The sequence below is a fragment of the Actinomadura chibensis NBRC 106107 genome (assembly GCF_001552135.1).
Classification (GTDB): Bacteria; Actinomycetota; Actinomycetes; order Streptosporangiales; family Streptosporangiaceae; genus Spirillospora; species Spirillospora chibensis.
On the sequence record NZ_BCQP01000067.1, the window covers coordinates 20,155 to 32,547 of the forward strand.

General features: G+C 75.1%; 12 protein-coding genes. 9 read left to right on the forward strand and 3 right to left on the reverse strand.

Annotation, left to right across the window (positions count from 1 at the left end; all coding sequences use genetic code 11):
• Positions 1–59: 59 nt before the first annotated feature.
• The 3 genes from ACH01S_RS34580 to ACH01S_RS34590 form a co-directional block, all read right to left on the reverse strand.
• Complete coding sequence (locus ACH01S_RS34580) at positions 60–665, reverse strand: TetR/AcrR family transcriptional regulator (protein WP_067901990.1); 606 nt, start codon at positions 663–665, stop codon at positions 60–62.
• A gap of 81 nt (positions 666–746) precedes the next feature.
• Positions 747–1,481: an ABC transporter permease gene (locus ACH01S_RS34585; protein ID WP_246236851.1), complete on the reverse strand. Its 735-nt coding sequence runs from the start codon at positions 1,479–1,481 to the stop codon at positions 747–749.
• A 5-nt stretch (positions 1,482–1,486) separates the two neighbouring features.
• Positions 1,487–2,461 (reverse strand): ABC transporter ATP-binding protein, encoded by a 975-nt coding sequence (locus ACH01S_RS34590; RefSeq protein WP_148344517.1) that lies wholly within the window; start codon positions 2,459–2,461, stop codon positions 1,487–1,489.
• Between the two features lie 65 nt (positions 2,462–2,526).
• Here ACH01S_RS34590 and ACH01S_RS34595 point away from each other — a divergent pair, with 65 nt between their 5' ends.
• The 9 genes from ACH01S_RS34595 to ACH01S_RS34630 all read left to right on the forward strand — a co-directional run bounded on the left by ACH01S_RS34595 (position 2,527) and on the right by ACH01S_RS34630 (position 12,388).
• Entirely contained in the window at positions 2,527–3,126 is a 600-nt protein-coding gene (locus tag ACH01S_RS34595; protein WP_067901991.1) for a TetR/AcrR family transcriptional regulator, read from the forward strand.
• 146 nt (positions 3,127–3,272) lie between these two features.
• Positions 3,273–3,698 (forward strand): DUF7144 family membrane protein, encoded by a 426-nt coding sequence (locus ACH01S_RS34600; protein ID WP_218010504.1) that lies wholly within the window; start codon positions 3,273–3,275, stop codon positions 3,696–3,698.
• Between the two features lie 210 nt (positions 3,699–3,908).
• The gene (locus ACH01S_RS34605; protein WP_067901993.1) at positions 3,909–6,686 is read left to right on the forward strand and encodes an NACHT domain-containing protein; all 2,778 of its coding nucleotides are present in this window, start codon (positions 3,909–3,911) and stop codon (positions 6,684–6,686) included.
• The gene (locus ACH01S_RS44060; RefSeq protein ID WP_157406348.1) at positions 6,683–6,844 is read left to right on the forward strand and encodes a hypothetical protein; all 162 of its coding nucleotides are present in this window, start codon (positions 6,683–6,685) and stop codon (positions 6,842–6,844) included. The genes ACH01S_RS34605 and ACH01S_RS44060 overlap by 4 nt, the downstream gene beginning before the upstream one ends.
• A 20-nt stretch (positions 6,845–6,864) precedes the next feature.
• Entirely contained in the window at positions 6,865–7,908 is a 1,044-nt protein-coding gene (locus ACH01S_RS34610) for a glucokinase (protein WP_169809410.1), read from the forward strand.
• Positions 7,909–8,092: 184 nt separating this feature from the next.
• Complete coding sequence (locus tag ACH01S_RS34615) at positions 8,093–9,301, forward strand: ROK family transcriptional regulator (protein ID WP_083981483.1); 1,209 nt, start codon at positions 8,093–8,095, stop codon at positions 9,299–9,301.
• Between the two features lie 238 nt (positions 9,302–9,539).
• On the forward strand, positions 9,540–9,740 hold the full coding sequence (locus ACH01S_RS34620; protein WP_169809411.1) for a lasso RiPP family leader peptide-containing protein: 201 nt from the start codon (positions 9,540–9,542) through the stop codon (positions 9,738–9,740).
• Positions 9,741–9,744: 4 nt separating this feature from the next.
• Complete coding sequence (locus ACH01S_RS34625; RefSeq protein WP_067902006.1) at positions 9,745–11,631, forward strand: asparagine synthase-related protein; 1,887 nt, start codon at positions 9,745–9,747, stop codon at positions 11,629–11,631.
• Between the two features lie 40 nt (positions 11,632–11,671).
• The gene (locus ACH01S_RS34630; protein WP_067902008.1) at positions 11,672–12,388 is read left to right on the forward strand and encodes a lasso peptide biosynthesis B2 protein; all 717 of its coding nucleotides are present in this window, start codon (positions 11,672–11,674) and stop codon (positions 12,386–12,388) included.
• Positions 12,389–12,393 lie beyond the last annotated feature (5 nt).

Below are 12,393 nucleotides of genomic sequence, written 5' to 3' on the forward strand. Positions count from 1 at the left end.
CAACATATGACATTGCACCCTTACTCCGGCAGGTGTTCCGGTCAGGTGGCACGATCGGGTCAGGGAGCGGTGGGCCCGCCGGTCACGAGCCGCTGGACGAGCGGCGCCAGGCGGGCGACCACGTCCTCGCGGGCGGCGGAGGCGAGGGGCTCCGTCCCGACCACGTAGCGGGCGGTCGCGACGCCGAGGAGCTGGGCGCCGGCGAGGTTCGCGCGCAGCTCCGCGTCCGCCCCGCCGACGTAGCGGGCGGGCAGGACCATCACCTCGTCGGCGATGAGCGACGCGAGCGCCGCCGCCGCGTTCGGCGACGCGGCCGCCGCCCGGACGACGACGCGCAGCCAGGGCCCGGCGTCCTGGTCCTCCCAGCGGTCGAGGTAGCCGCGGACGAACCGCTCGCCGAGGCCGTCCGGCGCGCCCTCGCCCGCCTCGCGGGCGAGGCCCGCGAGCAGCGGGACGGACCGCAGCACGACGCCGAACAGCGCGTCCTTCGTGCCGAAGAAGTGGAGGACGAGCGCGTGGTCGACGTCGGCGTCGCGGGCGATCCGGCGGATGGAGGTCCCGGTGTAGCCGTCCTCGGCGAAGCACCGCCGGGCCGCGCCGAGGATCGTCTCGCGGGTCCGCGCGGCGCCGGGACGCCGCCCGGGCGTCCGCCCGCTCGCTGCCATGCCCCACCCGAACGTCGCTGGTACCGAAATCCGTACTCGCCCGCCGAATCGTACCGGGACGGGCGAACCCGCCGGGGCCCGTCAGCGGTTCAGGGCCCGCCCGTACGCGCGGGCCGCGAGGGCCAGGCAGCACGCGCCGAAGAGGGCGGACCCGGCGAGCCGGAGCGCGATGCCCGGCCAGTCGGGGTGTGGCGCGAGCGCGGACGCGAACGCGTCGACGTCGTAGGCGAGCGGCGTCGCGGCGCGGGCCGCCGCGACCCACCCGGGCAGCGGTCCGGGCGGGATCAGCCCGGCGAACATCACGGCGGTGAGGCCGAGCTGCCCGGCGAGCGTCGCGGTCTCCGGACGGGCCGGGCCGAGCCCGCTCAGCGCGCCGAGCCCGCCGAACGCGACTGCCGCCGTGACCGCCGCCGGGGCCAGCACCCAGAACTGCGCGAACGGCAGCCCGAACAGCGCGATCCCCGCGACCGCCGTCAGGATCACGCCGGGGACGGCGAACACCGCGTAGCTGGAGCAGAACCCGAGCACGACGGCGGCCGGACGGACGGGGAGCGTCCCGAAGTAGTCGAGCCCGCCGCCCGCCTTGAGCGCGGCGAGCCGCTGCGCGAGCAGGTTCCAGGCGATGAACGCGACGACCGTGAGGACGGCGCCGGAGACGACGGCGGCCCGCGCGCCGGTGTCGGCCGTCCCGCCGACGCCGCGCAGCAGCGCGAGGATCGCGAGGGACTGGACGGTCGCGACGACCACCACCGCGCCGCCGCCCGCGCGGGCGCGGCCGAGCTGCGCGGTGTGCACGGCGGCGATGCTCGCCATCATCGGGGTCACGCGCGCTCCTCCTCGGTGCTCGCGTCGCAGGCGAGGAGGACGTCCTCCAGGCCGGGCGGGGCGAGGCTGAAGTCGTCGAGCGCCGCGTACGCGGCCCCGGACAGGACGGCGCCGAGCGCCCGCCGCGCGTCCTCCACCGGCAGCCGCACCGACCACCGGTTCCCCGTCGCGCGGACGTCCCCGCCGAGGTCGGCGGGGCTGAGCGGCGGCGCGCCCCGCCAGGACAGGTCGAGCCGGACGAGCCCGCCGAACCGCTCCTTGAGCCGTCCCGGGGTGTCGCAGGCGACCGTCCGGCCCCGGTGCAGGACCAGCACGCGGTCGAGGACGGTCTCCGCCTCCAGCACGTTGTGCGTGACGAGGACGACGGCCGCGCCGCCCGCCCGCCGCCGGTCGAGCGCCCGCCACACGGCGCGGCGGGCGTCGAGGTCGAGGCCGGTGGTCGGCTCGTCCAGCACCAGGAGGCGGCGGCCCCCGGCGAGCGCCGCCGCGACCCCGGCCAGCCTGCGCTGGCCGCCGGACAGCTTCCCGACCCGCGCGCCCGCGAGTCCGGTCAGCGCCAGCTCGGCGAGCAGGTCCGCGGTCTCGCGGCGGGCGTCCGCGCGGGGGAGGCCGCGCAGCCGGGCCGTCGTCTCGACCGCCGTCCGCACGCTCATGTCGGTCAGCGCGGACTCGGCCTGCGGCAGGTAGGCGACGTGCGCGGCGGCGTCGGCGGCGCGCCCGGTCACGTCGGAACCGGCGATCCGCACCGTCCCGCCGTCGGGGCGCAGCAGGCCCACCATCATGCGGACCAGCGTCGTCTTCCCCGCGCCGTTGCGGCCGAGCACGCCGAACACCTCGCCGGGCCGGACGTCGAAGGAGACGTCGTCCACCGCGCGGCGGTCCGCGCCCCGGTAGGCGCGGGACAGGCCGCTCACCGCGCAGGCCGCGCCGACGGCGGCGGCGGGCGCCGTGGTTCCCGGGTCGGAAGTCACGCGGGCAACGATACAGACAGTTTGCTACTACGTCTCGTAGTATTGCGGCCTTCTAGCATGCGGGCGTGCCCCGCATCACCGGATCCCTCGACGAGCACCGCGCCGCGACGCGCGAGCGCGTCCTCGGGGCCGTCCGCGAGATCATGGCGCGGGACGGCGTCGACCGGCTGTCCATGGCCGAGGTCGCGAGCCGGTCGGGGCTGAACCGCAGCGTCGTCTACAACTACTTCCCGGACGTCCGCGCGCTGATCATCGCGCACGCCGAGCACGAGACGACCCGCTTCACCGACGAGCTGCACCGCGCGCTCGCGGGCGCCGCCGGGCCGACCGAGCGCATCACCGTGTACGTCCGGCAGCAGCTCGCCGACTTCGCCGCCCACCCGCAGCCCGCCGGCCCCGAGCTCGCGACCCTCCTCGGCCCGGACGGCTACCGGGAGATGCACGCCCACGTCCGCCCGCTGGGGCGGCTGCTCACCGAGATGATCGAGGACGGCGTCCGGGCCGGGGAGTTCGCGCCGTGCGACCCGGCCGGGACCGCGCACCTCGTCCTCGCCTGCCTCGGCGCCGAGCGCCATCCGCTCGGGCAGGGGACCCGCGACCTGGACGAGACGGTCGCGCGGGTGACGACCTTCGTCCTGCGCAGCCTCGGCGCGGCCACCCCCTGACCGGCCCGCGGGCGACGGTAAACCGCCGCCCAATAAATCGGCAAGCCGCCATTGAGCATGGTTTGCGAGGGTCGATTCGAGGCATTTCTCCCTGCACCCCGGTACCCGTGATTCGAATCCCGGTACCCGTGATTCAGGGAGGTTCGATGACGAGCAGGATGACCCATGGCGCGGGCTCCGTGCCGGAGCGGCGGTACCGGACGTCCGGCTGGCTGACCTTCGCCGGGACCCTCTCCCTCGTGGTCGGCGCGTTCAACATCATCGACGGGCTGGTCGCCCTCTTCCGGGACAACTACTACCTCGTCGGCCAGAACAGGATCCTGGTCTTCGACTACACCGCGTGGGGCTGGATCTGGCTCATTCTCGGGATCGTCCAGATCGCGGTCGGCGCCGGAATCCTGTCGGGACGGCTGTGGGCCCGCGCCGTCGGCGTCTTCTTCGCCGTCGTCGCCGCGATCGGGCACCTGGCGTTCCTCCAGGCGTTCCCGCTCTGGTCGGTGCTGACGATCGCGCTCTGCATCCTGCTGATCTACGCGCTCACCGCCCCGCCCGCGGGCGCCACCGGCCGCTGACCGGAGCCGCCGCCCCGCCCTTTTCCGTCGAAAAGAAAATGCCGCGTGATTGGATCGCACGATCCGACCGTTAGAAATGAAGTGTCCAAATGTGGCCTTCGTCAAGATCGAAAGCGGCTGCCTTTCCTTTTCGAGTTACACTCCCCGCGGCGTTTGATTTCGGCGGTAATTCCGCGGCCGTCCCCCGGCGGCCGCGGGAGGGGTGGTCTCGTGGACGTACCGATCGGCCCGCTGGCGGCGGCGGCGGTGAAACCGCTGATCGGCAAGCTGATGCCCGCGCCGCTGCCCGGCGCGGGGCTGGCCGACCCGATCGGCTTCAAGGGCCGGGGCGTCCTCAGCCGGGGCGAGGCGCGGACGGTCGTGGCGCGGGACGTCCGCAAGCTGACCGCGCGGATGGCGCGGGTCGTCACCGAAGAGCACCCCGACCTGCGGTTGCAGGACGACGGCGACGCCGTGGTCGACGCGGTCACGCGGACGCTGATGGCGCTCGGCGACATCACCTGGGACGTCCTGCGCGACGTCTACGCCGACCCGGAGCGGCTCGCCGACGCGCTGACCGAGGCCGCGGACGATCCGGCCGGGGCGCTGAGCGAGCGCGGGAGGCGGCTCTACGAGCTGATGATCGGGCCCTGCGCCACGCAGCTCGTCGAGTACTTCACCCGCAACCCCGACTTCACCGCGCGGACGCTGCTGGAGATCTTCCGCAAGCTCGGCGAGCTGGACGAGCGCCTCCCCGGCGGCGACCGCGTCGCGTTGCCGTTCGAGGAGCGCTACCGCGAGCTGCTGTCCCGGCTGCACCGCAACACGAGGCTGTTCGGCCTGGCGCTGCCCGAGGAGGACGCGGAGTACCCGCTCGACACCGCCTACGTCCAGCTCTCGACGCGCGTGCGCACCGGCCGCGGGACGCGGGACGCGGACGGCGGCGAGCGGCCGGCCACGGCGCCCGGCCGTCCCTTCGAGAGCCTGCTCGCCACCAGCTCGCGGGTGCTGCTGATCGGGTCGGCGGGCGCGGGCAAGTCGACGCTGCTGAAGATGCTCACGCTGAACCTGTGCCGCGACCGGCTGCCCGAGCAGCTCCAGTCCTGGCGGGACGTCGTGCCGTTCCCGCTCCGGCTGCGCCGGTTCCTGCGCAACGGGCACCTCGACCTGCCCGCCCCGGAGACCTTCCCGGAGCAGGCGGTGCGGATGCTCCAGGGGACGACGCCGCGGGGCTGGGCGTCGGAGCTGCTGCGCGGCGGCCGCGCCGCCGTCCTGCTGGACGGCCTGGACGAGGTGCCGTCCCGGTGCCGGCGCGCGGTGCTCGACTGGCTGCGCGAGCTGGAGGAGGCGTTCCCGGCGGCGCGGTTCGTCGTCACGTCCCGCCCGGCCGGGGAGCTGGACGAGGAGCAGCGCGTCCTGCGCCGCCGCGGCTACGTCACCACCACGCTCGACCCGATGACCCCGCTCCAGGTGGACCGGTTCATCGACCGCTGGTACGGGAGCGCGCGGGTCGTCTCGGCCGACGCCGACGACCGCCCGGACCGGGCGCAGGCGCTCAAGGGGGCGCTCTTCAAGCGGCGCGACCTGTCCAGGCTGGCGACCAACCCGCTGCTGTGCGGCGTGCTGTGCGCGCTGAACCGGGTGCGCAGCGCCGAGCTTCCGCGCGGGCGCATCGCGCTGTACCGCGCCGCGCTGGAGATGCTGCTGGAGAACCTCGACCGGGAGCGCGGGGTGCCGGAGGACACGGTGGCCCTCTCCTACGTCCAGAGCGAGGCCTTCCTCGCCAACATGGCGATGTGGATGACCCACAACTTCCGCCGGACGATCCCGGAGCGCGACGCCCTCAACCTGATCGAAGACCTGCTGCCGAGCGTCCGCGTCAACTTCTCCGACCCGGCCGGGCAGACGGGCGGGCAGGGCGCGGCGGCGCTCGTCCTGCGCCGCCTCGTGGAGCGGTCGGGAGTCCTCCAGTTCGACGGCGACCTCATGGAGTTCTGCCATCCGAGCTTCCAGGACTACCTCGCCGGGATCGAGGTGTTCCGCAAGAACTACGTCGACGAGCTGCTCCGCAACGCCGACGACCCGCTCTTCCAGGACGTCCTGATCATGGTCGTCGGGCAGCAGCAGCGCGAGGACCAGCGGCAGAAGCTCATCCTCCAGGGCCTGGTGTCGCGGGCCGAGCAGCACGGCGGGTCGGCCGAGGCGCGGCGGCTGTGGCTGCTCGCGGCGGCCTGCATCGCCGACGTCGACATCGTCGACCCGGAGCTGTCGGAGCGCATCCGCGGCAAGACGCGCGGCCTGCTGCCGCCGCGCAACGCCGACGAGGCGGCGGGCCTCGCTGCGGCCGGTGAGTTCGTCCTCGACCTGCTCGCGGAGGCGATCGACGGGCGGCCGCCGCGCGGCGAGCAGGCCGCCGCGACGGTGCTGGCGATCCGGCTGGTCGGCGGGCCGCAGACGCTCGGCATGCTGAAGCGCTTCCGCGAGCACCACAGCGACACCGTCCGGGCCGAGGTGGTGCGGGCCTGGTACGACTCGCAGACGCCCGAGGCGTTCGCCCTTGAGATCCTCGCCGGGATGGACCTCACCGGCATCCCGGTCGTCGTCCAGGACCCCTCGTACCTGCCGCACCTGGCGTCGGTGTCGCGGCTGACCCACCTTGAGGTGTCGTGCGCGCTGACCGACGCCGAGGAGCTGGCGCCGCTGCGGACGCTGCGCGTCCTCGACCTGAGCGGGACGGCCGTCGCCGACCTGGGCCCGCTCGCCGGGCTGACCCGGCTGGAGAAGCTGTCGCTCGTGGACGCGCCCGTCGTGGACGTGTCGCCGCTCGCCAAGCTGACCAAGCTGCGGTCCCTCGACCTGGAGGGCACCCGGGTGCGCGACGTGTCCCCGCTCGCGCGGCTGAACGCGCTCAGAGACCTCAACATCGCGCGGACCCACGTGGAGAGCACGCACAAGCTGAAGAGGCTGCCCCGCCTGCTGATCCGCGGCCGCTCCGGGACGTCGGAATGACCGCCCCGGCGACCGCGGCGGCCCGCGAGCCGGGCGCAGCGCTGTGCTCGGCGGTGGAAGAGATCGAGAACGTCCTGCGTCGGCTGCGCTGGATCAGGTCAGCGCACGTCGGCGGGCCCCAGCGGGACGTCCAGGGAAAGGAGCGACACGTGCCATGAACGGCCCAGAGGGAGTGGCGATGACGGCCAGGACGGACGGACCCGGGCGCGGGCTGCCGCGCACCGGCGGCGCCGGAGTCGACGTCGGCGGAACCAAGGCGCACATGCGCTACCCCGATCCGCGCACCGGTGAGGTCCGGTCGGTGGAGACGCGCTGCGAGGAGTACGACTCGCTGGACGACCTGCTGCGCGGCTGCTTCCGGCTGGCCGGGTGCGTCCCGCGCGCGCTCGTCGCGGGCGTCGCGGGCCGGGTGCTGCCGGACGGCGACGTGCACCTGACGAACCGGCCCGCGTGGCCGGTGTTCCGCCGGGCCGAGTTCGGCGCCGCGCACGGCGTCGACGTCGCGGTCGTCAACGACCTGGTCGCGACCGCCATCGGCGCGGGGGAGCTCGGCGGGGACGGCTACCGCGCGCTGCTGCCCGACGTCCCGCGGCTCGGCGGGGCGGCCCGCGCGGTCGTCGCGATCGGCACCGGCGTCGGCGCCGCCGTCGTGGACGCGGACGGCGGCGTCCGGTCCAGCGAGGCGGGGCACGTGTCGTGGCAGCCGGTGACGGACGACGAGGCGGCGCTGCTGCGGTTCGTCCGCGCCGCGTCGGGCGGGCCGGTCGTCACGGTGGAGCAGGTGCTCGGCGGCCTGGCCGGGTTCCGGCACCTGTACGACTTCCTCAGCGGCCGCCGCGACCCGGGCCCCGGCCTGCGGGAACGCGTCGCGGCGCGGGCGGCGGGCGGCGGGGAGCTCGGCCCGGTGCTCACGGCGGCGGCCGCCGCGGGCGACGGCTTCGCGCGCGAGCTGCTCGCGCTGTACGGCGGGATCCTCGGCCAGTTCCTCCGCGACCTGCTGCTCGTGTCGCATCCGGAGGGCGCGGAGGTCTGGCTCGGCGGAAGCGTCCTGCAGGCACCCGGAATCGGCGAGCTGCTCGTGTCGGAGACCCCGTTCCGGGAGCGGATGGTCTGCCGCGGCGCGCAGCACGCCGACATGCTCGGCCGAATTCCGGTGCTGCTCATCACCGACCGCCACGTCGCCGCCAAGGGGGCCTACGCGCGCAGCCGGTCCGGGATGTGATCCACCGCCGGACAGTGCGGAATGTCATTTGCGGCGCGCCGAAACTGGGGCGAATCCAGGGCGCCCCGGACCTCGCATAACGGCTCAATCAAGCCGTGCGTCAGTTCACATCGAGCGATGTCCGCCTCATTTATGTTGACAAGGCCGAGAAATGAGGCGGGGACTCGACGGTTGGGGGACGGGCGTGCTACTGCGTGAGCTGCTGCGCGGGACCAAGGGCGCGAAGCAGGAGAACCGGCAGAAGATCGTCCGGGCCGTGCTGAGCCGCGCCGGGAACCAGTCCGACCTCGTCCGGCGCAGCGGGATGTCGTCGGCCACGGTGTCGGAGGCGGTCCGCGAGCTGGAGCGCAACGGGATCGTCCAGACCGAGCGGCAGGGCCGGGACACCTTCGTCCGGCTCGCCCCGGTGGACGGCGTCGCGGTCGGGGTCGAGCTCGGCTACCAGAAGACGGTGATCGTCGGCAGGCTCGCCCACCACGAGCGGCACGAGTCCGTGAGCCGCACCCTGCAGGTCGGGGCGTCCAGCGGCGAGCCGCACTGGGTGCGCGCGGTCGCGGTCGCGGTGCAGGAGCTCGTCTCCGAGTTCGGCGAGCCGCACGCCCTCGCCACCCTCGGGCTCGCCGTGCCGCGGATGATCTCCCCGCGGACGGGCCGGTTCGCGCCGCCGACGCTGCCGCCCTGGGAGGAGGGGAGCGCCCCCGACGTCTCGCTCGCCGAGGAGCTCGCCGACCTGCGCGCCGCCGCCGGGGGCCGGGACCGGCAGCCGCTGCCGCGGCCCCTCATCGACAACGACGCCAACCTCGGCGCGCTCGCCGAAAGCGTCTACGCCCACTCCGGCCGGGAGATCCTGCTCTATGTGAAGGCGTCGACCGGCGTCGGCGCCGGGCTGTGCGTGGGCGGCCGGCTGTTTCGCGGGGCGAGCGGGGTGGCGGGCGAGATCGGGCACGTCATGGTCGATCCCAACGGCCGGTTCTGCCTGTGCGGCGGGCGCGGCTGCCTGGAGACCCTGATCGGCGCGGACCGGCTGGTCGACCGCGCCCGGCTGGTCCTCGGCGAGCGGATCACCGCCTACCGCAGCCTGACCGACATGATCGAGAAGGCCCGGGTGGGGGACGCGCTCGCGCGCCGCATGCTCCGCGAGGCCGGGACGCAGCTCGGGTACGCCATCGGGAACGTCTGCAACATCATCAACCCCAACGTCGTGGTGGTGGGCGGGAGCCTCGCGCAGGCCGGGTCGCTCGTGCTCGGCCCGTGCCGGGACGCGATCGAGACCACCGCGATGGCGGCCGCCTTCGACGCCGACAGGTTCGTGGTGGAGGCCAGCACCGTCGAGCACGCGTCCGCGCAGGGCGCGCTGCTGCTCGGCCTGGAGGGCACCACCTACCGGGACTGATTCGGATTTCGTCTTCCGGTCGGCTGATTCTAACCGTGCCGCAATGGAGGCGTCCGCCGCACCGTTAGAATCAAAGCCTTCAATTCTCCGATTCTATCCGCAATTATCGGCGGCCGGAATTTACTTCCGTTCGGCTCGGTAGAGCGGGATTCGGTGTTACGCTTTTATAGGAATCCCGAGGTTGTGCTCGGCGGTGGCGGCGCATGAGCAGGCCATGTCCGCGAACGCGAGGAACGCCATGACCATTTCCAGCCGTTCCGGAGACGCGCTCTCCGGCCGCACCGACCAGGGCGCCGACCACCCCGCCGGCCCGCTCCCCAAGATCACCGAATCGCGGTACGAACCGCCCGCCGTCCTGGACGTCGGCACGATCCGCGACCTCGTCAAGGGCAGCTCCGCGAGCGGGGCCTCGGACGCCAATTCCCAGTACTACTGGTAGTGCCGTGTCCCGCGGCACACCGCCCGGCGTGATCGCCGTGGCGTCCGCGTCCGGGGCGCTCCCGGCCCTCGCCGGGACCCCGGTGTGGGACGACGTCCCCGGCGTCCGCCTCTATGGCGGCTGGGAGCCGGACGAGGTCGTCCGGGTGCGGCATCCGTCCGCGCGGCTCCTCGTCGCCGGGCACCGGCTCGCGGACGCCGAGACGGTCGCCGCCCGCTTCCGCGCCGCCATGGAGTCCGGCGACCCGGACCGGCTCGCCGGGCTCTTCGGCGCCTGCCTCATGCTGATCGTCCGGCTTCCGCGTCCCGGCGAACCGCCCTACGCCTGCGAGTTCCAGGCGCGCACCGACCTCGCGGGGCAGTTCCCGCTGTACTCGTCCGCGCGGGCGGGGGAGACGCTCGTCGGCACCCATCCGCACCTGCTGGCCGAGGCGCACGGCCGCGCGTTCGACGCGCTGTCGCTCGCGGCACGCGTCGCCTGCCCGCACGTCCTGCCGCTGTGGGGCGACCGCTCCCCGTTCCAGGACGTCGCGCGGCTCCCGTCCGGCACCTGGCTGCACATCGACCGGTCCGGCCGGCGGGCCCTGCCGAGGGGTTCCGACCGCGAGCCGCTGTCCCTGGACGAAGGGGCCCGCGAACTGCGGTCCGCGCTGGACGAGGCCGTCCGGCTGCGCTGCGCGGGCGCGACCGAGTCCGAGCCGGTGTCCGCCGACCTGAGCGGCGGGCTCGACTCGACCTCCGTCGCGTTCCTCGCGGCCCGGCACGCCGCCGCGCCGGTCGAGGCCGTCACCTACCACCATCCCGGCGTCCCGGCGGCCGACCTCGCGGAGGCGGCGCGGAGCGGCGCCCTCGACGCGCGGCTGCGCCCGGCGGTCGTGCACGGCACCGACGACACCCTGCCCTACCAGGCGCTCGGCGAGCCCGCCGGCGCCGGCTCCGGGGAGCCCGCGCCGGGCGCGCTCGCCTGGCGGCGCTCCGCGCTGCGGCTCCAGCACGCCGCGGCCGTGCGGGCGCGGCTCCACCTGACCGGGGAGGGCGCCGACGCGCTGCTCGGGGCCGCCCCGTCCTACCTGGCCGAACTCGCCCGTCCCGGGTCCGCGCGGCGGTTCGCGGCGCACTGCGCGCGGCAGGCCAGGCTGCGGCACACCTCGGCGGTCGGGCTCGCCGTCCGGGCCCGGCGGACGGCCGCGACCGGCCCGGCGGGCGCGCTGGCCGCGCTGGCCGCGACGTTGGCCCGGCCGCCGGAGCCGGGCGTCTTCGGCTGGCCGGACGGCGTCGCCTGGTGGCCGGTCGCGCCCGCGGCCGTGCGGTGGCTGACCCCGCGCGCCCGCGCCGGGCTCGCCGACCTCGCCGCCGGAGGGTGCGACGTGCCCGGCGTCCGCTCGGCGGCGGACATGGCGGCGCGGACCGACCTGCGGCACTCCGCCGACACGCAACGGCACCTGCGCGAACTCGGCGCGGGGCTCGGCGTCGCGGTGCACGCGCCGTTCCTGGACGACGCGGTCGTCGCGGCGTGCCTGCGCGTCCCGCCGTCCGCGAAGGTCGCGCCGGACGCCTTCAAACCGCTGCTCGCCCGCGCCATGCACGGCCTCGTGCCCGGCGAGGTGCTCGGCCGCCGCACCAAGGGCGACTACACCGGCGAGGACTACCGCGGCGCCCGCCGCGCCGCCGCCGCGATCCGCGGGCTGCTCACCGGCTCCCGGCTCGCCGACCTCGGCGTCGTCGACCCCGCCGCGGTCGGCCGCGCCGTCGACCGGCTGCTGGCGGGCGTGGAAGTTCCGCTGGGGTCGCTGAACACGCTGTTCGCGACCGAGGCGTGGCTGCGCTCGCCCGCGCCGCCGGTCCCGAGCCTGCCCGCGGCGGCGGGCCCGGAGCCCGCCGCGCATCCCTGACTCCGTCTCCGCAGGACCCACCAGACCAAGAAGGTGCGCCATGCTCGCCATCGAAGTGCCCGACCATCTCGACCACCGGTCCAACGCGCACGGCGGTGTGGTCGTGCTCAACCGGAAGACCGGCCAGTGGCACGCGCTGAACACGACCGCCGGGCTGCTCTGGCGGCACTGGAGCGAGGGCTCGGGGTTCGAGCAGTCCGTCGCCGCCGTCGCCGGACGGCACCCGGACGTCCCGGCCGACCGGCTCCGCGCGGACGCGGCGCGCCTGCTCGGCGACCTCGTGCGGCGCGGGCTCGTCCGGGCCGACCCGGCGTCGTGCCCGGCGGGCGAGGCGGTCACCATGGCCGAGGCCCCGGCGCCCGCGCGGTCCGCGTCCGGCCGGTTCCGCGCGGTGGTGGCGTTCCCGTTCCTCGTGGCGGCGGCGCTGCTGGCCAGGGCGCCGTTCCGCGCCGCCTGCGCGGCCGTGTCGCTCACCCGGCCGTGGTGCCGCTCGGACGTCCCGGTAGAACGTGCCACCCGCATCGTCGCGGCCGTCGAGCGCGCGGCCCGCCGGTACCCGTTCCGCGCCGCCTGCATGGAGCAGTCCCTCGCCGCCGTCCTCATGGCGGCCTTGACGGGACGCCGCCTGACCTGGTGCATCGGAGCCGTCCCCGACCCGTACCGGTTCCACGCCTGGGTGGAGGCGGCGGGCGCGCCCGTCGTCGCTCCCGGCGACACCGCCGACCCGCACCGCTTCCTCCGCGTCCTCGCCCTGTGAAGGGA